The sequence below is a fragment of the Cupriavidus sp. USMAHM13 genome, assembly GCF_001854285.1.
GTDB classification, from domain to species: domain Bacteria; phylum Pseudomonadota; class Gammaproteobacteria; order Burkholderiales; family Burkholderiaceae; genus Cupriavidus; species Cupriavidus malaysiensis.
The window spans coordinates 2,687,718-2,707,012 of the sequence record NZ_CP017751.1; the positions used below are offsets into that span (position 1 = coordinate 2,687,718).

Genomic DNA, 19,295 nt, shown 5'->3' on the forward strand with positions numbered 1-19,295 from the left:
GCGAGGGCAGTTTGATGCCGGCCTCGACGGGATCCGCTGACGTGTAGCCGCCCCATGCTCCTCGACGAGCCGAACTGTTCGCGACGACGGCCGCTACCGGCCATGAAGGGACATTCGACGAAGTGCTCCGTTTCATCGACAATGTGAAAACATTCAGTAATCGCGTAAAGTACCCGTCTTACGCGGAGACATAGGCGTCGCACTTCAGTTATCGAACCACTTTTTTAAATTCTATCGACCACAGATTTCTACGAGCGCGCTGATTGGTTAAATTCGGGTTACAGCAGAAACCTAACACAGCCTCAACATCCATCTGACTAAGTCGAAACAAGAAACATGAATCCAAATATCGGCCGAAAGCCACTAATCGTTTGCATAACAGATACCGAGTATGCGGCGGTGAAAGCTAGTTTCCATGAAGGTAGCAGAGAAGTCTTTCAATCCGTGGTGCTGGAACATGGATTTTTCGGTGCGCGGCCAGTGACTCTCTGCAAATTCTCGGAAATGGGATCGCGAGGTGGAGATTCCATCGCACACCGTCTACCGGAGATCCTGGAATATGTATCGCCGACTTTTGTAGTTGAGTTGGGAATCTGCTTTGGCCTTAAAGATGACGTGAAGATCGGTGACATCGCGGTATGTCAATATTCGGCCGACTACGAACTGCAGAAGGTGAACCCCGCATCCAAGCAGTTCCGCACTCGGACTACGAAAGCCGATCCAGAGCTTTATTCTCAGTTGCTGTCGTTTGCGGCTCGAAGTACCTTCTCTTATGGTGTTACTGGCGCCATTTACGCCAGTGGTGACAAGGTTGTTAACAGCCCGACCCTGAAGAGGGAAATTCTTCGCGCTATTCCCGATGCGAAATGCGGGGACATGGAATCTTATGCATTGGGAGTCGTCTGTGACAATAAGCGCATTCCATGGTTGGTTATAAAGGCTTCGTCTGACGATGGCGTGAACAAGGGCGACGAATTTCAAAATTCAGCCGCGGCGGCAAGCGTAGATTTTTTTAGTGCCTTTCTAACAGGTGCCGACGACATTGAAAGCTATTTCGACGTGCCGTACGAAGTTGATTTTCATTCGGGCGCCGAATTCGAATACATATCACGCGAAATTTTTAATGGCACACCAATCAAGGTCGACACCATTGACAACAATCGCACCACTGCAATCATCCATTATCATCCGGAAGTAGAGGACGAATGGGTAATTGTTTATATTTCAAAGGCACACAGCATTCCGGAGACCTTGAGAACCATTTTAAGGAGATTTTCGCATTGCCCGTCGCGCATTGAGGTGTGCATCGCATCCGGCACGAATATGGGATCTACTAATCACTCAGCATATACATCAATACTCAAGGCTGCGGGATGCAAAAAACCCTTTGTCTCAAGGATCGGCGATTTTATTTTTAACAGAATCGTAGCGAAAAAAACTTTCTCGCTTCCAGCTCATTCCCCAGTAAATTACGTTGACCAAGTGGTTTACAAAGGCGATGAGAAATTAGCAGGCGGCCGCGTCTATGCGGATAATTTCTTATCGGACCCTGATGGCAATCGAATAAACCTCAAGCCTATCGCGGTCGTCTTGGGGCAAGGCGGAGTGGGCAAGACGACCTTTTGTCGTAGCTTAGTAAACTTGATTAATGCCAATCAAGAATTCTCCAAGAGGGTGTTGCTGATCACCAAAAGCGACATCATGAAAAACTTTAGTGGCGATTTTGTCACGAGCATTGCTGATCTATATAAAGAATATACGCGTGGATTGGGTGGCCAGACCCCAAGCATTACCCAGCAAGGATTCAAGCTGGCATTGAGCAGTGGGTCGTTGGTTGTCGTGATCGATGGCATTGACGAGATCGAGTCGGCGCTAGGCGAAAAATTCGATATGGAGTCATTTGCGAATTCCATATCTGAACTGAATGAATCTTTGCATTCCTGCCGAGTTTTGGTCACATCGCGCGATGCGAATGCTGGCAGATTGTCCGTGCTGCCGAATGCGGACATCATTTATCTGAAGGGCTTCCTCGAGCCAGATATCGACGTCTTTCTCGCGCACGATAAGCCTGAAATCAAAGTTCGCTTAAAAAAGCTGTTCCCGAAAATCAAGAACGACAGAGGATTTGTAAATCCGTATTTGTTGCATGTGACTCGACAATTCATTGTCAATGGACCTACCGATTCACTTAATCCAATTGACACTCGAAAGCTAAGGCTCACCGACCCATTCGACTACGTCCTTGCCAGATGTATTCAACGAGAAATTGAGAAGCAAAGTCTTTCTATCTCTATCGACGACTACTATGATCTTCTCAATGAGATTGTTATCACACACCACAATCGCATCGATGAAGCAAGTTTCGAAAGCTACATCGATACGTGTCTAGATGACTCGTTTGCTGGACGAACTGGTGCACGCCGCGATCCCTATCTGAAATTCTTTTTAATCGAGGAGCAAGCCGGCACAATCAGCGTGTGCCATCAGGAGTATGTAGCGCAGATATTGCTAAATCGCGCAGCAGAAATATTCATCAATGAGAGTCAAATAGCTGACGGCCATCTGCGAGCTATAGAATCCATTTTCGGTGATGTCAAAAATGAATCGTTCGGCCTACGGGAGCGACTTTGTCAACGTTTGACATCGTCTGAAATTAGTCGAGCGAAGCTGGATGAGGTGCTTAGGCAGTTTCTTCTTAAGTTGAAGGCATTGGCGCCGACCCTTAGAAGGGATAGGGCTATTTATGAGCTTTATTTGTTTGCATTTGATTTCTACCGCGCTCTTTCGCCAAAAGAGCGTCGCGAGATTTTAGTCAAATTTGATTCGTCAACAACTATCAATAAATTATATGTGCTCGGCGATTTTCCTGCAGTCGATTTCTCCGGCTTGATCATCTCCGACAGCGTGTTCCGAAATTACTCCAACTTCTTCAAGGGGACATTCGACTCTGGAACACAGTTCCAAAGATGTGAGTTTTCGAATTGTTCCAGTCGATACAAGATTGAAAACGCTTGGTCGGCACTGTTCAAGGAATGCACACTTGACGAATCCATGAAGCGACTTCTTGCGGTCGGCGAGGAAAAGCGAAAGGATTCGGCTGCCAGAGTAAAATTGGATGTGAAGCAGATTTTTAAAGCGATGCGGCAAGGGCTTGGATTCCATGCCGCAAGCCTGAATCGAATAAAGCTCCAAACGCATCTAGCCTCCGAGCTTAGTTACGAATCGTTCTTGCGCACGCTAGTTTCATGTGGCGTGCTACAACTCGCCGACGATCTTTACAGTGTTTCCAAGGCGGCTGAAATCGACGCTATCGCGCTTTGCGAAGAGGACCATGTGCAAGGGGTGATTACAGAGGCATTGAGCCTGCTGCTCAGTTGATATCCGGCTGATCTCGGCACCTGCGCGCTTGAGGAGACTCGCCGCAAGCGCGTAACAACGAGTTTTGCTTGAACGGCCGCTTTCCGCTTCAGTATGTGTCCGCTTAGGGTTGTGGATTCAACCGGTCGAATCTGCAGCCAGGAGCCGTCATTCACCGCTATGTTCGCCGGCCCCGCAGCCGGAACACCCCGTGAGCCAGGGGCCGCCTTGCTTTGTGGCCGGTGGGCGCCGCACAGCGCAAGCGGCTCTTCACGCGTACAGCCAGGAAAGCAACAGCCCTGCACGTCCGATCAGCTATCATGCCATTCCTCTCCGAAGTAGCTCCCTATGATTTCCATCCGCAATGTCACGCTGCGCCGTGGCGTCAATGTCGTGCTCGACCGCGCGTCCGTCAGTTTCAACCCCGGCGAGAAGATTGGTCTTGTCGGCCGCAATGGCGCCGGCAAGTCGTCCTTCTTCGGCCTTCTCAACGGCACGCTGCACGAAGACAGCGGTGAGTTCTCGATTCCCGCGGCATGGAAGATGGGCCAGGTCGCGCAGGAGATGCCGGAGACCGAGCAGAGCGCGACCGACTTCGTCGTCGAGGGGGACACCGCGCTGTTGGCCGCGCAGGCCGAAGTCGCCGCCGCCGAGGCCAGCGACGACGGCATGCGCATGGCGCACGCCTACATGGCCCTGCACGACGCCGGCGCGCACGATGCCCCTGCACGTGCCCAGGCGCTGATCCTGGGCCTTGGCTTCAGTGCTGCGCAGCTGGATCAGCCGGTCAACAGTTTCTCCGGCGGCTGGCGCATGCGGCTGCAACTGGCGCGCGCGCTCATGTGCCCGTCCGACCTGCTGCTGCTCGACGAGCCGACCAATCACCTGGACCTCGACGCGCTGGTCTGGCTGGAAGCCTGGCTCAAGCGCTATCAAGGCACCCTGGTCGTGATCAGCCACGACCGCGAATTCCTCGACGCGGTGACGCAGGTGACGGTGCACGTCGACAACGCCAAGCTGGTGCGTTATGGCGGCAACTACAGCAAGTTCGAGGAAATGCGCGCGGAGCAACTCGTCTTGCAGCAGGCCGCGATGGCCAAGCAGGCGGAAAAAATCGCCCACCTGCAGAAATTCATCGACCGTTTCAAGGCCAAGGCTTCGAAGGCGAAACAGGCGCAGAGCCGGGTCAAGGCGCTCGAACGCATGGAGAAGATCGCTCCGGTGCTTGCCGACGCAGAGTTCAACTTCGAGTTCAAGGAGCCACTCAGCGTTCCGAACCCGCTGTTGTCGATGCTGGACGCGAGCTTCGGCTACCCGGCGCCGACCGACGCACTGCCGGGCACGCCGCCCACGGTCATCGTGCGGGGCATCAACCGTTCCGTGCTGGCCGGGCAGCGCATCGGCATTCTCGGCGCCAACGGCCAAGGCAAGTCCACGCTGGTGAAGACAGTGGCGCACGCGCTGGCGCCGATTTCCGGCGAAATCAGCGAAGGCAAGGGCCTGAACATCGGCTACTTCGCCCAGCAGGAACTCGACGTGCTGCGCCCGCTCGACACGCCGATGGAACACATGAACCGCCTGGCCAAGGACACGCCGGCGCACATGCGCGCTCCCGGCCAGAGTGGCACTGAACAATCCCTTCGCACCTTCCTCGGCACCTTCAACTTCAGCGGCGACATGGTCCATCAGCCGGTTGGCACGATGAGCGGCGGCGAAAAGGCGCGGCTCGTGTTGTGCATGATCGTGTGGCAGCGCCCCAACCTGCTGCTGCTCGACGAGCCGACCAACCACCTCGACCTGGCCACGCGCGAAGCGCTAGGCATCGCGCTCAACGAGTTCGAAGGCACCGTGATGCTGGTCAGCCACGACCGCGCCCTGCTGCGCGCCGTATGCGACGAGTTCTGGCTGGTCACCAAGGGCGGCGTCGAGCCCTTCGACGGGGATCTGGACGATTACCAGCAGTTCCTGCGCGACGAAGCCCGCCGCATGCGCGAGGAGGCTGCCGCAGCGTAGGAGGTCATTGCCTGACATGGTGAGACAAGGGGCAGGCGTGAGCCTCACGGATTCCGCCTGAAGGTCGCCCGAAGACCGCCATGGAGCGCATCGAGACAGACACGAACTTCGGCACCGAGATCGATCAAGAGGCGCCGCTGTCCGAATCCAATAAGGATTTCTTGCAGGGCGCGGTGCGGGAATTGCCCCTTGCCAAGGCCTTACATAGATTCCCCGCGCATTGGCAAGACGGTTACGTTTGCGTCGGCAAGTCAATCGCCGGCGATGGAGACTCCGTGCCGTGCTGCTTCAGCATGGCCTTGAGTCGTTCTGCCATGGCTTTGGCGCGGGCCATGAAGTCAGCATCGCTGACGGCATCACGACTCGAGGCGGTTGTTCTTGCGATCGTCAGGTAGGCATCGGCGTGGCTGGTACCGGCCAGCGTCGAGGTATCCACCGACATTTTGCTTGCTGTCCGGTCGGCGCCGGATAGCAAGCCACCGCTGGTGCTTGGATCTGCGCCGCCCGCGCTTGCCCCGTCGGACTGCGTGAATCCTGATGTCTCGCTATGGAATACAGCCTGAATCTGCGGGTCTCCAGCCCCTGTAAATTGGCTCACGGGGTCTTTCAATGCCTTCGCCGTATCTGCGATGACTTTCGGCTGAAATTCGAGCAGATACAGGCGGCACATCATCTCTTCAAGTCAGAAGCCGGCGGCCCCCCCGGGTCGAACGATCGGACGCTGACCTACATCTCCACCTTGTCCGACATCACGTTGGACACAGATCCACCAGCGAGTTTTCCGAAAGTCACGGCGGTCGATTGGGACGGGGACGACGTTTAGCGACACGATGGCTCGCAGGCCGATCGCGATACCGCTGGCTGCAACGATCGGACAGAACCCATCGAAGAACGACATTTCATTCGACACAAGAAGCCAAATCCGCGCCAAGAATAGAGATCTCCCAATACTCTATCAATCAGTATGAAAATAGCATTTATTCTCCGCATTGGCTCTTTCACTTCCTGAGCTCACATTGCCACAATCGAAAGGATCAAAATACCATGATGAAAGGAATTGTCCGGCAGGGGGATAAAACAACGCACGGCGGCACAGTACTAGAGGGTATCCCTAACTTCAGGATTCACGGCCTCCCTGCAGCCGCCGTTGGACACATGGTTTCATGCCCTCTTTGCAATGGGGTTTTTCCAATTATCGAGGGCGATACAGGATTTACCGCACACGGCAAGGCTATTGCTTTGCACGGAATGCGAACCGCCTGTGGCGCTCAGTTGATCTCGTCAACGGCGGGCTTCGCTAACGTTGAGCATCCGAGGAGCAGTGCAGTCTTTGCCAGCACCCATAACAAAGACGGATTGCTTCGCGTTCCGGCGTCGCCTCATGATGCCAACAGATTTGATGACCTGTATGTGCTTCTTGATAGCAAAACCCAGGCTCCGTTGGCGAACACTGAATATGCACTTGTGCGAGAAACTGGCGAACCGGAGTTCGGCACGACAGACAACAAAGGGCGAACGCATCTGCTAGCCTCGGAGGCGCGTGCACGGAATGTGCAAATCTATGTAGAGGGTTGACACCATGGCAGACAAACTCGTATCCCCCTCCACAGGCAAGACTCTGATTCCCATTGGCAGCCGCACAACAACGCCGCTACCCGAAAACGAGCCAAAACCGATTCATATTGATCGTGAGTATATCGAAGTGGTCGTCTTCGACAGCTTGCCACGACCGGCATCTGCATTTGGGCACGTAGCAATAGCCATCGACAGAACTGTGTATAGCCGTGCGCATGATAAGTATTTCAAAGGGCCATTCAGAGATTACCTGAATAGCAATACGCAAAAAGTACAGCGCGATGCGATCGGCCTCCATTTATGGGTATCTCCTCGCGAAAGGAAGATCATTATTGATGAGCTAGAGCGGCGCGTCGCCATCGACGCGAAATATAGCGTTTTCGATAATTCGTGCAGTTCGAACGTGGCGGACGTACTTGAAATGGTCGGAGTACTGGCGCATGATCCTCGATATTTTCCAACGCCAGTCTCGCCTGCTGACTTGTTGGCGGTTTTGTCGAAATCGAACCGGCTTGTTGAGCGGAGACTATATCGCAAGGGGCAAAGCTATGAGGGCGGCGCGTCCGGGAATTGGTAGATGGACGTTGATTGGCCTACTAGCGCTGACCGCAACTGCCCTGCTCGCCATCTGGTGGAATGACTATGTCATAGACATGTTTGGACGCACAGCTGAAGCACGCGTCGGTTTGCGCGCAATGGCCAATGACGCAATGGAGGGGACCGGACCCGTTATCGGAACAGTAGAACCAGGCACACGATGCTATCTGTTGCAAGTGAAAATCAAAGGACTTGCAGCATTTCGCATCAAGTGTAGCAACGGCCTGGAAGGGTGGACGGACGAAGCTCAAGCATTCGATCCACCCCTAAGGGTCAGCTTATTCGGAAGGTAGACGAAATCAGGTAGCCTTCCCTGGGGATGCTCTGCACAAACGCGAATCGAGTGTGCTTGGCCGATTAACAGGAGTGAATGCGCCACGACGCCAACCTATCAGCCCGGAGCGAAGCTGGCTGGCGCGCGTGGCGCAGCATTCGCGGACTGCGCGTGAGGCATCGGCGTGAGCCAGAAGCGCACTCATGCCGCTTTCCAACCTATCGACCTGTCTGAGGAAATTAGACCATCACACGCGCCCTGCTGCGCGCCGTATGCGCCGAGTTCTGGCTGGTCACCAAGAGGCGGCGCCAGCCCTCACCGGGCAAGCGTCTGGAGGTTGCGAACCCAATGTGTCGCCGAAAAGCTCGGGCCCGGGTCAGCCAACTACCAAGCCCAGCCAACGGGCGGAGATCGGCAGGAAAGCAGCCTTTCAACTTCAGAAGAATGCTTACTCCTTCATCGACCGACTCGCCCCATCAAGTGGCCTCATCGATGATACGGATCCCTGCTGCCGGTGGGGACGAACGAAGGGGCGCTGGCGCTGGCCGATGCCAACCGGGATATCTCGAAGAAGCGCTTCGCCCAGGCGCGTGCCAGGTCGACACTGCCGCGGCACAGTTGGCGTGAGGCCAAGCAGGCGGTCTTCCACAGGCATGCCGGGCGGGCCGCCACGGTCTCTGAAGATCCGCTGACCACGGCGTCACACTCATGATCGTTGCGCCGTCAGCGCGCGCAGTTCCTCGAGCAGCTTGATCGACGGACCGGGCAGCATGCCGGCCCTTCGACGGAACGCAGTCAGGACTCTCTTGTCGCTGGCGCCTGGCATCTCCAGGGCGTCGATGAGCCCCGCCTTGCGCTCGGCGTCGTACATGGGCTCGGGCATCCAGCCGAGGAAGCCTGAACGCCCGATCAAGCTCTTGAGCGCCATGACGGAGCGGGTCTCGACGACGATGTTGGGCAAGGCCAGGTTCTGTCGCGAAAACACCTTCTTCATGTGCTCGAAAGGCCCGGTTCCCTTCGGAAGCATGGCCCAGCGCTCTTGCAGCGTATCAGCGAGCTTGAGATCTGGCTTTTTTCGCAAAGGATGGCGCCGACCCGCAACCACGTGGCTGGTGTCCTCCCAACGGCAATCCTTGACAGCGACGATCTCGTCAGTGTCTTCGACGTCGACCCCCAGCGCCAGATCGATTTCGTGGGAGACCAGCGCATCAGCAAGGCGATCCCAGACGCCTTCGATGATCTGGACTTGAAGATTTGGCCACTTCTTGATTGTGCTGCCGATGGCCAAGGGAAGCACCAGGCAGGCAATGCTGCCGACTGCGCCGACGCGAATCGTGCCTTTTGCCAAGCCTAGCATCGCCTTGATGTGCTCATTCGCATGCTCGGACTCGCGCTGCAATAGGAGCGCGTGGGGCTGCAAGGCCTTTCCCACATCCGTCAGCTGCATACCCTTCGAGTGGCGCTCGAACAGAGGTGCGCCAACCTGCTCCTCGAGCCGGCGGATGGTGCGACTGAGCGCCGGTTGCGTCACGTTCAGGGCGTTAGCCGCCCGCCCAAGGCTTCCAGACGAAACGATGGCGTTGAAGGCGACAAGATATTGGAGGTCGAAAGTCATGCTTAACGGTAATGACTTTCTCTCAAGAAAGCAATTTTCATGAGGGTGACGAACTTTCACACTTGTGCCATCGAGACTAGTGCTGCGACTCGTGCAGTGCACAACAGAAGGAAAGCGCGCAATGACCGGACCCCTACCACTCGCCGTCGTCGACGCAGCCAAGCAACCCGGCACCGTCACCGTCACCGTTCGCGACGCCGTCGTCGACCTCATGCGTCGTTTCGGCATGACTTCCGTGTTCGCGAACCCCGGTTCCACCGAGCTCCCGATGTTCCGCGATTTCCCAGCCGACTTCCGCTACGTACTGGGCTTGCAGGAGGCTACCGTGGTGGGCATGGCGGATGGCTACGCCCAGGCCACGCGAAACGCTTCCTTCGTGAACTTGCATTCGGCGGCAGGCGTGGGCAATGCGATGGGCAACATCTTCACCGCTCACAAGAATCGCACGCCGATGGTCATCACGGCAGGCCAGCAGGCGCGTTCGATCCTCCCTTTCGACCCATTCCTGTCTTCGGCGCAAGCCACCGAACTCCCCAAGCCCTATGTGAAATGGAGCATCGAGCCGGCGCGCGCTCAAGACGTGCCACAGGCCATCGCGCGGGCGTACTACATCGCGATGATGCCGCCGCGTGGCCCCGTGCTGGTGTCGGTGCCGGTAGATGACTGGGACCAGCCAGCAGAGTTCGTGCCGGCAAGGGTCGTGAGTACGGAGCTTCGCCCGCAGCCTGCCGTCCTGGCACAAATCGGCGACGCGCTGGATGCAAGTCATCGGCCGGCGCTCGTCGTAGGTGCCGCGATCGATCGGGACAATGCGTGGAACGAGGTCGTGGCTCTGGCCGAGGCGCACAACGCCCGCGTGTGGGCAGCGCCGATGTCCGGCCGGTGCAGCTTCCCCGAAGATCATCGGCTGTTCGCAGGCTTCCTGCCCGCAATGCGCGAGCGGATCGTCGAACTGCTCGGCGACCATGACTTGATCCTTGCCATTGGTGCGCCCGCGTTCGCGTATCACGTCGAAGGCGCGGGACCACACATCCCAAGCGGCGCTACGTTGTGCCAACTGACCGAGGACCCGGATACCGCGGCTTGGACGCCGGTCGGCATGTCGGCGGTCGGCAGCATCCGCCTGGGAGTTCTCGATCTGCTCGCCCGCCCGGCGCCCCAGGTTCGAGCCGTGCCGCCGGCCAGGATCAAAGCGCCAAAGGCGGAGCCTTCGCCGTTGATGTCGGTTGCCTACGTCCTGCAGACGTTGGCGCAAGTGAAGGCACCCGAGGACATCGTGGTCGAGGAAGCACCGAGCGCGCGTCCGGTGATGCAAGCTTATCTGCCCATCACCCGCAGCGAAACCTTCTTCACCATGGACAGCGGCGGTCTCGGCTACGGCATGCCGGCAGCAGTGGGCGTAGCGCTCGGCAAACCGGGCAGCCGCGTCATCTGCCTGATGGGCGACGGATCCAGCATGTACTCGATACAGGCGCTGTGGACCGCCGCGCAACTCGAACTGCCGATCACGTTCGTGATCCTGAACAACCGTCGGTACGCTGCGCTACAGGATTTCGCGCCCGTGTTCGGGTTCTCTGCGACCGATGTCGTCCAGGGAACGGAACTGCCTGATATCGATTTCTTGTCGCTGGCCAAGGGCATGGGATGCGCCGCCACGCTCGTCAGCGATGCCGGCGATCTGCGGGCGGTGCTCCAGCTCGCCCTCGCCGCCAAGGCGCCAAACGTCGTGGAGGTTCGGGTCGCCTGAAGACACCGCCGGCTCACGCATTCATTCAAGACCCTTCCGGAGACAAGGCCATGAAGATTTCGATGTTGATCAACGGCGAGCCGGTCCAGGCCCGCCATGGTGCAACCTTCGAGCGGCGCAATCCGCTTGACGGCAGCGTTGCGACGGTCGCGCCCGCGGCCACCGGGGAAGACGCGGTCGCGGCCGTCGACGCTGCCGCTGCGGCCTTCAAGACCTGGTCGCGCACTGGCCCGACCGAGCGCAGAACGCTGCTGATGAAGGCCGCCCAAGCGCTCGAAGCGAAAGCCGAGGCATTCGCGGCAGCCATGGCGGCCGAGACCGGTGCGTCGGCGATCTGGGCCGGCTTCAACGTTCACCTTGCGGCCGGCATGCTTCTCGAGGCCGCATCGTTGACCACGCAGATCGGCGGCGAAATCATTCCTTCCGACGTGCCGGGCAGCCTCGCCATGGCTGTGCGGCAGCCCGCGGGCGTCGTCTTGGGCATCGCTCCCTGGAACGCGCCCGTGATCCTGGCGGTACGGGCCATCGCGACGCCACTGGCTTGTGGCAATACGGTGGTGCTCAAGGGCAGCGAAATCTGTCCGGCGACGCACGGCCTCATCATCGAGGCGCTGCAAGAGGCCGGACTACCCCAGGGCGTGGTGAACTTCGTCACCAATGCGCCGGCCGACGCGGCGGCTGTCGTCGAAGCCATGATTTCGCACCCGGCTGTGCGACGGGTGAACTTCACGGGATCGACCCAGGTGGGCAAGCTCATTGCCGCAACCTGCGCGAAGTACCTGAAGCCCGTGGTGCTCGAACTCGGCGGCAAGGCACCGCTGGTCGTCCTCGACGACGCCGATGTCGACGCCGCCGTCAATGCGGCCGTGTTCGGTGCGTTCGCCAATTCGGGACAGATCTGCATGTCGACCGAGCGGATCGTCGTCGATTCGGCCATCGCCGACGAATTCGTGGCCAGGTTGAGCGCCCGTGCATCGAGTCTTCCGCTCGGTGATCCGCGCCTGGGCCCGGTGGTCCTCGGCTCGGTCGTGGACATGAGCACGGCAAGACGCTGCAACGAACTGATCGATGATGCGCTGGCGAAAGGCGCGAAGCTCGTGGCGGGCGGCAAGGCGGACGACACGCTGATGCCCGCCACCCTGCTCGACCACGTCACGCCGGACATGCGCATCTTCCGCGAGGAGGCTTTCGGCCCCGTGAAAGGCATCGTGCGTGTGCGTGGCGTGGAAGAGGCAGTCGCTTGCGCCAACGATAACGAATACGGCCTCGCCGCCGCGGTCTTCGGCCGTGACGTGGCGCGCGCCATCCAGGTAGCGGGACGCATCGAGTCCGGCATCTGCCACGTGAACGGGCCCACGGTGCACGACGAAGCGCAGATGCCGTTTGGCGGCGTCAAGGGCAGTGGCATCGGGCACTTCGGCGGGAAAGCCGGGGTCGATGCCTTCACCGATCTGCGATGGGTGACCGTTCAAACGAGCCCGCGTCACTACCCCTTCTGAGACGGACACCGCGATGAAAACACAAGTTGCCGTCATCGGCGCCGGCCCGGCCGGGCTGATGAAGCAAGACTGTGGTGGGCATGCGTAGTTTCGTGACCGTGCCGATGCAGTACGGCGCGCAACGTTTCTCTTGGTGGATGACCTCGATGCTGCATCGCTTCCCCGACGCGGACGAGTTCCAGCACAAGGTGCAGCTCGCCGAACTCGACTACGTAACCGGCTCGCGCGCTGCTTCGACAGCGCTGGCCGAGAACTCTGTCGGCTTGCCATTCGACACGCTGGACGACTGAGACGCTTTCCATCAGAGACCGCCCGGGAAGAGGCGGAGGCTGTTCGAAAACGATGGGGTGAGGGATGCCGTTTTCCCACAATTTCCCGGCAGGCGTCCATGCCGGACACCGCTACTGATGCGACCAGGGCGCGCGCACGCCAGAGCGCTCAAACAGGAGACAAGACATGATCGAACGAACCCCGTCAGCCATTGGCGCGCAAGCTTCTCCATCGCGCAACCAATGCCAGCGCATGCTGCCCACGACCTGCAACCCGGGAGTACGCGCATGAACTCCCAAGCGGTTCCCTTCAAGAGCCATGCCGACATCGGCCGGCTGCTCGACGACGGCGCCTATACGACCATGCAAAAGGTCGTGGTCTTCCTGGCAGCCATGTCCATTGTGATGGATGGCTTTGACGGCCAGCTCATCGGCTTCGCGATTCCGTTGATGATCAAGGAGTGGAACATCACGCGAAACGCCTTCGCCCCGGCGGTCGCCGCCGGTCTCATTGGCATGGGGATCGGCAGCGCCTGCGCAGGCCTGTTCGCGGACCGATTCGGCCGCCGGATGGCGGTCATCTCCAGCGTCTTTGTCTTCGGGGCGGCGACCTGCGCCATTGGCCTTGCGCCCAATGTCCTGACCGTGGCGGTACTCAGGTTTGTCGCCGGCCTGGGCATTGGTGGCGCACTGCCGAGTTCGACCACGGTCACGGCCGAGTTCACGCCGGCGCGCCGCAGGACGCTCGCCGTCACGGCCACGATCGTCTGCGTGCCGCTCGGCGGCATGCTGGCGGGCCTCTTTGCCGGTGAAATCCTGCCGATATTCGGCTGGCGCGGACTGTTCTTCATCGGTGGAACCTTTCCCATTGCGCTGGGCACCATCCTTCTGTTCACGTTGCCAGAAACGCCTCGATTCCTGGCACGACATCCGGCACGCTGGGTTGAGCTGGGCAAGCTGCTTGGGCGTATGGGCCATCCGATGGCTGCCGATGCAACGTACACCGATGCCGCGGAACAGCTCGTAGAAAAGCGGGCCGGATTTGGCGCGCTGTTCTCAGACGGCCTGGCGCGCGACACGCTGGCAACCTGGGCTGCGTTCTTCCTGTGCCTTACCGCCGTCTACAGCGCCTTTAGCTGGCTGCCGACGATGCTGGCATCGGAAGGACTGTCGATGGCCGTCGCTGGCTCGGGGTTGACCGCCTACAACCTCGGAGGCGTCATTGGCGCGCTGGTCTGTGCCGTCGCGATAACGCGATTCGGGTCACGTTGGCCACTGGTCCTGTGCTGCGCCGGCGCAGCCGCCAGTGCATTCGCGATGCAGACCCTGAATGTCGGGCGCGACACGCACCTGTTGATCTTCGGCTTCGGTGTACATGGCATGTTCGTCAATGCAGTGCAGTCGACCATGTATGCGCTGTGTGCGTTCATGTACCCCACCAGCGTCAGAGCGACCGGCACCGCGTCCGCGCTGGCCTTCGGACGGCTGGGCGCGATCCTCAGTGCATTCGCAGGAGCCGTGGTCATTACGGCCGGCGGTGCGACGGCTTATCTCGCGCTGCTTGGCACTGCCATGGTGTTGGCGATGCTTGCGCTTCTTGTCGTCTCGCGTCACATCCCGAAGCGCGATGGGCTGCTGAAGCCGGGTTCCGCGGCGGCAATCACCAGCTGAAATTCCTGGGGAAATCATGCGGATCACTATCGTCGGCGCTGGCGCCATGGGCTCGATGTTCGGCGGTTTGCTGGCTGAGTGCGGCAATGCTGTCACGCTGATCGACATCAACGATGCACACATCAGCGCCATCCGCTCGGACGGCTTGCGATTGGTCACGGACAACGGCGATCGGCGTGTGAAGACGCTGAAGATCTGCCGACCGGAAGACGCTCGCGAGCCACCCGATTTGCTGGTGATCTTTACCAAGACGCTGCACACCGGCGCCGCGCTCCAGGGCGTCAAGCACCTGATTGGCCCGGATGTCCATGTGCTGTCCCTGCAGAACGGGCTGGGCAATGTCGAGAAGATCAGCGAGTTCGCCTCCGCCGAGCGCATTCTGATCGGTGTGACCACCTGGCCGGCCGACATGGTCGCGCCTGGCCACGTGCACTCGCATGGCAAAGGTGTCGTCAGACTCATGGCCGCTGACGGCAACGCCCGACCGATCGTCAGCATGGTCTCCGAGACGCTCTCGGCCGCCGGTCTCCAGTGCAGTGCGGACGCCACCGTATGGGCTGCGATCTGGGAGAAGGTCGCGTTCAATGCCGCGCTCAACAGCATTTGCGCCGTCACCGGGTGCACCGTCGATCAGCTCGGCTCTACGCCTGAAGGCAGCCGGCTCGCAGAGCAAGTCGTCGTTGAAGTGCTGTCGGTCGCGCAGCGGCTCGGTATCGACGTGAATCCAGCCAAGTGCAAGGCCAACGTCGCCGGCGCCATTGCTCAGCACAAGGGGCACAAACCATCGATGTTGCAGGACGTTCAGGCCGGACGCCGCACCGAGATCGAAGCGATCAATGGCGCAGCGGTCGCCACGGCCGGGAGCTTGAACATGACACTGCCCGCAACCGAAACGCTGCTGTCGCTCGTGCGCCTCGTCGAGGCGCGGGCAGTTGCCTGTCATCCGTCGCCTGCCTCAGGAACAGATCAAAATGCCCTCCCCTCGAGCGTTTGAATGACCGAAGCCCGACAGCAAGGCACGCGTGCGCTTCGGGCACGCGGAATCCACGCATGCGCCGCTCACGTTCACGAGTGGGCCGGCGATGTCTGCCTTTGCTGCCAGGTGGCTGCGCGGCCGGCCGGTGGCGATCTTGCGCGGCGCCGGACAGGAAGGCAGCACGCGCAGGAAGAAGCGTTTGGCCGCAGCCTTATCGCGGCGCTTCTGCAACAGGATGCCGAGTTCGGGCGCCATGCTCGTCGACCGCACGCCATCGCAGGCAGGGCTCGCCACGCAGCGTCATGAACATCGTGTCGAGATGCCTGGTGCTGCCTGGCTTGCGCCGTGCGTCGATGCGGCAGATGCGGCAGATGCGTTTCGACAACGACAAAGGCCCCGGAAGATCTCCCCGCCCTCGGCAGTGAGATACCCGAGACGTCAATATCAACAGGAACACCGAGCGATGCGCGCCATGCCGCGAAGCGATTTCCATCGATTCATCTTCGTACGCGATCAACGTTGCTCCGTCTTCCCGCCAGGCAGAGACAAGTTCTGAGCATCCCCAATTAACAACCAAGCCAGGAAGCCAAGATGGGCTCACTCGTCAACGTAGAAGATTTCCGGAGACTTGCTCAAGCTCGTCTGCCGAAAATGGTGTTCGATTACATGGAGGGCGGCGCCGAAGGGGAAAGTGGTCTTCGGCATAATCGGGATGTCTTCGAAAAAGTCCGCTTCCAACCTAAGCGCCTAACGGACACCAGCAAGCGTTCGATGGAAGCGTCGCTGCTTGGCAAGCGGTTGCGTGCACCGCTTCTGATCGCCCCCACCGGTATCAACGGCATTCTGTGGCCAAAGGGCGACATCGTTCTGGCGAAAGCGGCCGAGCGATTCGGCATACCTTTCATCCTCTCCACCGCATCAAATTCCTCTATTGAAGAGGTGGCTGACGCAGCTGGCGGCGATCTCTGGTTTCAGCTCTACATCGTGCACAGAAAACTCGCCGAGATGCTTATCAAACGTGCCCTCGCCGCTGGGTACAGCACACTTGTGCTCACGGTCGACGTTGGCGTCAACGGGAAGCGGGAAAGGGACCTGAAGAACAACTTTGGTGTACCCGTGCGCTACACAGCCCGCACACTCATTGACGGACTCATGCACCCGCACTGGTCCTTCAACTTCCTTCGCAACGGCGTTCCACAATTCGGCAATCTCGCATCATCCGCAATGAATGATCCGGAAATTCAAGCCGCCCTCATGACACGGCAGATGGATGCGAGCTTCTCCTGGGATGATCTGGCACGACTGCGAGAACTGTGGCCCCACAAGTTGCTGGTCAAAGGCCTTAGCCGGCCGGATGATGCAAAGCGATGTCAGTCGATGGGGATTGACGGAGTGATTCTGTCAAATCATGGCGGCAGACAACTCGATAGTGCCATCGCTCCGTTCCAAGCACTACCCTCCACGCGCTCCGCGGTGGACATCCCAGTCTTGATTGATAGCGGCATCCGCCGAGGTTCAGATGTGGTCAAAGCTGTCGCAATGGGGGCTTCAGCCGTTCTGCTGGGGCGTGCCACACTATATGGCCTCGCGGCAAAAGGCCCTGAAGGCGTCGACGCCGTACTTGAGATTTTTCGAGACGAAATCGATCGTACACTGGCGCAGATCGGGTGCTCTGATGTCGCACAAGTAGACATCACATACCTGTGGCCTCAAGGCAGCGTTGTGGCATAAATCCTGGGCCGGGAGGGCTGACGTCCAGATCCCGGCGGATACACCGATCGACACCATCGGGGGTGATGGCGCTTACGGCAGCTGTGCTGCTAGGAGTTCTCGCGCTTGCTGATCTCCAGCATCCGCGCGGAGCCGCCACCCTTGCGCCGGTTGTATTCCCAGTACATCAGGCCGGGGGGACTTGGCCGCCGCACGCACGCCGCAGTCGTTGATCTGCTGCTGCATGTTCTTCCAGCGCGAAATGCCCAAGGAACTGGTGACCACCTGACTGCGCAGGGTGCGCAGCCCGAATGCAGCAGCACCTTGCCGTGGCCGCCGGGCAGCGGAGGCGTTTTGCGCTCGACGGCGGTGTTCAGCCCTTGGCTCCCTGGGCCATGGCAGTGCTGGTGGCAATTGCGGGCTGGCGGGCCAGTTCAATGAAGGCCCGCACGTAGTCAATGGCGGTGTCCGCTTCGCGTGCGCCCAGGAAGATCTGCTTGGCGATACCGCGCGCGCCCAGCCGCACAGGCACCACGTCCATCTTGGCCGCGTATTCGTCGACCAGCCAGCGCGGCAGGGCAGCCACGCCGCGGCCGCTGGCCACCATCTGCAGCATGATGTCGGTGGTTTCGATGGCTTTGTGGCGCCTGGGCGTCACGCCGGCCGGCAACAGGAACTGGCTGTATATGTCCAGGCGCTCGATGTCCACGGGGTAGCTGATGAGCACTTCCCGGGTCAGCTGCTGGGGTTTCACATAGGCCGCCGAAGCCAGGGCATGGTCCTTGGCCACGACAAGCACCTGCTCGTAGTCGAATACGGGTTCGAACTTCAGCCCCGGCTTGAACAGCGGGTCGGGCGTGACCAGCAGGTCGATCTCGTAGCCGAACAGCGCACCGATCCCGCCGAACTGGAATTTCTGCTTGACGTCCACATCCACGTCGGGCCATGCGGCCAGATAGGGGGAAACCACTTTGAGCAGCCATTGGTAGCAGGGATGGCATTCCATGCCGATGCGCAGCGCACCGCGCTCGCCCTGCGCGAATTGGCCCAGGCGCTCTTCTGCCAGGTCCAGTTGCGGCAGCACCCGGTTCGCCACCGCCAGCAGGTATTGGCCGGCCTGCGTCAGGCGCAGGCTTCGGCCTTCGCGCAGCCAGATGTCGGCGCCCAGTTGCTGTTCTAGTTTCTTCATGCTGTGGCTCAGGGCCGACTGGGTCAGGTTCAGTACGCCGGCGGCGGCCGTCAACGACCCTTGCTTCTCGACCTGCTGAACGATGCTGAGATGGATGCGCTCAAGCATTCACATGATTCCCATTCATGGATTGGTGAAATAAAACCATTTTACTTCATCGACACACATCCATACCATGCGTTCCCATTGTTCGACTGCAGCCATCTGAAGGCAAAAATGACACGTCCACTTCGAGTCGTAGCGGTTTCCGGCGGACTGCAACGCCCCTCCAAGGCTGCAGCCCTGTCAGAGCACCTGCTGGATCTGATCGCCGACGAAATCCCGTGCCAGCAACGCCTGGTCGAACTGGGCCACCTCGCACCGCAGCTTGCCGGCGCGGTCTGGCGTTCCCAGCTGCCCGATACGGTGGAGCGGGAACTTGCAGCGGTCGAGCAAGCGGACGTCCTGGTGGTGGCAACACCGGTTTACCGCGGCTCTTACACGGGACTGTTCAAGCATTTCTTCGACTTCATTCACCAGGACGCCTTGATCGACAAACCCGTTCTGTTGGCAGCCACCGGCGGCAGCGAACGTCATGCCCTGGTGATCGACCACCAGTTGCGGCCGCTGTTCAGCTTCTTCCAAGCACGCACATTGCCGTTGGGCGTTTACGCGACCGACAAGGATTTCGTGGATTACCGCCTGCGGGACGAGGCCCTGATCGAGCGGGCAAGACTGGCGGTCCAACGGGCATTGCCGTTGGTCAAATTGACGCACCACGCCAGGCCCTCTCTGGCCGATGAAGTGGTTGTGGCCTGAAACAG

The 19,295-nt window shown here is 59.4% G+C and carries 13 protein-coding genes and 4 pseudogenes; 12 read left to right on the top strand and 5 right to left on the bottom strand.

The features are described 5' to 3' along the window. Positions 1-336 precede the first annotated feature (336 nt). Both BKK81_RS34250 and BKK81_RS11755 read left to right on the top strand, forming a co-directional pair. Complete coding sequence (locus BKK81_RS34250) at positions 337-3,378, top strand: phosphorylase family protein (protein ID WP_083384080.1); 3,042 nt, start codon at positions 337-339, stop codon at positions 3,376-3,378. A 327-nt stretch (positions 3,379-3,705) separates the two neighbouring features. Next, positions 3,706-5,370 carry an ABC-F family ATP-binding cassette domain-containing protein gene (locus tag BKK81_RS11755; protein ID WP_071013015.1) on the top strand — a complete coding sequence of 555 codons (1,665 nt, stop codon included), beginning with the start codon at positions 3,706-3,708 and terminating at the stop codon, positions 5,368-5,370. Positions 5,371-5,602: 232 nt separating this feature from the next. On the opposite strand, the gene BKK81_RS35385 is transcribed toward BKK81_RS11755, so the two are convergent. After that, positions 5,603-6,043, bottom strand: coding sequence for a hypothetical protein (locus BKK81_RS35385; protein WP_156811250.1), 441 nt, complete (start codon positions 6,041-6,043; stop codon positions 5,603-5,605). A gap of 371 nt (positions 6,044-6,414) precedes the next feature. Between BKK81_RS35385 and BKK81_RS34255 the strand changes: the two genes are divergently transcribed. Next, positions 6,415-6,945 carry a PAAR domain-containing protein gene (locus tag BKK81_RS34255; protein ID WP_197523915.1) on the top strand — a complete coding sequence of 177 codons (531 nt, stop codon included), beginning with the start codon at positions 6,415-6,417 and terminating at the stop codon, positions 6,943-6,945. A 4-nt stretch (positions 6,946-6,949) separates the two neighbouring features. Further along, entirely contained in the window at positions 6,950-7,522 is a 573-nt protein-coding gene (locus BKK81_RS34260; protein WP_083384081.1) for a lipoprotein N-acyltransferase Lnb domain-containing protein, read from the top strand. 1,000 nt (positions 7,523-8,522) lie between these two features. On the opposite strand, the gene BKK81_RS11770 is transcribed toward BKK81_RS34260, so the two are convergent. Further along, positions 8,523-9,431, bottom strand: a complete 909-nt coding sequence (locus BKK81_RS11770) for a LysR family transcriptional regulator (protein WP_071013020.1) — start codon at positions 9,429-9,431, stop codon at positions 8,523-8,525. 121 nt (positions 9,432-9,552) lie between these two features. Between BKK81_RS11770 and mdlC the strand changes: the two genes are divergently transcribed. The 5 genes and pseudogenes from mdlC to BKK81_RS11795 all read left to right on the top strand — a co-directional run bounded on the left by mdlC (position 9,553) and on the right by BKK81_RS11795 (position 15,611). Beyond that, positions 9,553-11,178 carry a benzoylformate decarboxylase gene (gene mdlC, locus BKK81_RS11775; protein ID WP_071013022.1) on the top strand — a complete coding sequence of 542 codons (1,626 nt, stop codon included), beginning with the start codon at positions 9,553-9,555 and terminating at the stop codon, positions 11,176-11,178. A 50-nt stretch (positions 11,179-11,228) separates the two neighbouring features. Continuing rightward, positions 11,229-12,677 (top strand): aldehyde dehydrogenase, encoded by a 1,449-nt coding sequence (locus tag BKK81_RS11780; protein ID WP_071013024.1) that lies wholly within the window; start codon positions 11,229-11,231, stop codon positions 12,675-12,677. A gap of 116 nt (positions 12,678-12,793) precedes the next feature. Further along, a pseudogene (locus BKK81_RS11785) lies at positions 12,794-12,967 on the top strand (4-hydroxybenzoate 3-monooxygenase); the annotation flags it as partial. A gap of 267 nt (positions 12,968-13,234) precedes the next feature. Next, positions 13,235-14,617, top strand: coding sequence for an MFS transporter (locus tag BKK81_RS11790; RefSeq protein WP_071013027.1), 1,383 nt, complete (start codon positions 13,235-13,237; stop codon positions 14,615-14,617). A 16-nt stretch (positions 14,618-14,633) separates the two neighbouring features. After that, a complete protein-coding gene (locus BKK81_RS11795) occupies positions 14,634-15,611 on the top strand; it encodes a ketopantoate reductase family protein (RefSeq protein ID WP_071013028.1) in 978 nt (325 codons plus the stop codon). A gap of 3 nt (positions 15,612-15,614) precedes the next feature. On the opposite strand, the pseudogene BKK81_RS34265 reads toward BKK81_RS11795, so the two are convergent. Continuing rightward, a pseudogene (locus tag BKK81_RS34265) lies at positions 15,615-15,942 on the bottom strand (DDE-type integrase/transposase/recombinase); the annotation flags it as partial. Positions 15,943-16,184: 242 nt separating this feature from the next. Between BKK81_RS34265 and BKK81_RS34270 the strand changes: the two are divergent. After that, complete coding sequence (locus BKK81_RS34270; protein WP_083384082.1) at positions 16,185-17,324, top strand: alpha-hydroxy-acid oxidizing protein; 1,140 nt, start codon at positions 16,185-16,187, stop codon at positions 17,322-17,324. Continuing rightward, positions 17,287-17,406, top strand: a pseudogene (locus tag BKK81_RS37015) (IS5/IS1182 family transposase); the annotation flags it as partial. The gene BKK81_RS34270 and the pseudogene BKK81_RS37015, both read left to right, overlap by 38 nt. Before the next feature lie 13 nt (positions 17,407-17,419). On the opposite strand, the pseudogene BKK81_RS36905 reads toward BKK81_RS37015, so the two are convergent. Together BKK81_RS36905 and BKK81_RS11800 are read right to left on the bottom strand one after the other, a co-directional pair. Continuing rightward, positions 17,420-17,585 (bottom strand): annotated as a pseudogene (locus BKK81_RS36905) (epoxyqueuosine reductase QueH); the annotation flags it as partial. A gap of 91 nt (positions 17,586-17,676) precedes the next feature. After that, positions 17,677-18,600 (bottom strand): LysR family transcriptional regulator, encoded by a 924-nt coding sequence (locus BKK81_RS11800; RefSeq protein WP_071013030.1) that lies wholly within the window; start codon positions 18,598-18,600, stop codon positions 17,677-17,679. Positions 18,601-18,708: 108 nt separating this feature from the next. Between BKK81_RS11800 and msuE the strand changes: the two genes are divergently transcribed. Then, positions 18,709-19,290: an FMN reductase gene (gene msuE / locus BKK81_RS11805; RefSeq protein ID WP_071013032.1), complete on the top strand. Its 582-nt coding sequence runs from the start codon at positions 18,709-18,711 to the stop codon at positions 19,288-19,290. The last annotated feature ends 5 nt before the right edge of the window (positions 19,291-19,295 follow it).

Excerpts from the sequence above, each read along its gene's own strand:
- msuE (WP_071013032.1), top strand. The coding sequence starts at position 18,709 with ATGACACGTCCACTTCGAGTCGTAGCGGTTTCCGGCGGACTGCAACGC.
- BKK81_RS34260 (WP_083384081.1), top strand. The coding sequence starts at position 6,950 with ATGGCAGACAAACTCGTATCCCCCTCCACAGGCAAGACTCTGATTCCC.
- BKK81_RS11800 (WP_071013030.1), bottom strand. The coding sequence starts at position 18,600 with ATGCTTGAGCGCATCCATCTCAGCATCGTTCAGCAGGTCGAGAAGCAA.
- BKK81_RS34270 (WP_083384082.1), top strand. The coding sequence starts at position 16,185 with ATGGGCTCACTCGTCAACGTAGAAGATTTCCGGAGACTTGCTCAAGCT.
- BKK81_RS11755 (WP_071013015.1), top strand. The coding sequence starts at position 3,706 with ATGATTTCCATCCGCAATGTCACGCTGCGCCGTGGCGTCAATGTCGTG.
- BKK81_RS11790 (WP_071013027.1), top strand. The coding sequence starts at position 13,235 with ATGAACTCCCAAGCGGTTCCCTTCAAGAGCCATGCCGACATCGGCCGG.
- BKK81_RS34255 (WP_197523915.1), top strand. The coding sequence starts at position 6,415 with ATGATGAAAGGAATTGTCCGGCAGGGGGATAAAACAACGCACGGCGGC.
- BKK81_RS35385 (WP_156811250.1), bottom strand. The coding sequence starts at position 6,043 with ATGATGTGCCGCCTGTATCTGCTCGAATTTCAGCCGAAAGTCATCGCA.
- BKK81_RS34250 (WP_083384080.1), top strand. The coding sequence starts at position 337 with ATGAATCCAAATATCGGCCGAAAGCCACTAATCGTTTGCATAACAGAT.
- BKK81_RS11770 (WP_071013020.1), bottom strand. The coding sequence starts at position 9,431 with ATGACTTTCGACCTCCAATATCTTGTCGCCTTCAACGCCATCGTTTCG.
- BKK81_RS11780 (WP_071013024.1), top strand. The coding sequence starts at position 11,229 with ATGAAGATTTCGATGTTGATCAACGGCGAGCCGGTCCAGGCCCGCCAT.
- mdlC (WP_071013022.1), top strand. The coding sequence starts at position 9,553 with ATGACCGGACCCCTACCACTCGCCGTCGTCGACGCAGCCAAGCAACCC.
- BKK81_RS11795 (WP_071013028.1), top strand. The coding sequence starts at position 14,634 with ATGCGGATCACTATCGTCGGCGCTGGCGCCATGGGCTCGATGTTCGGC.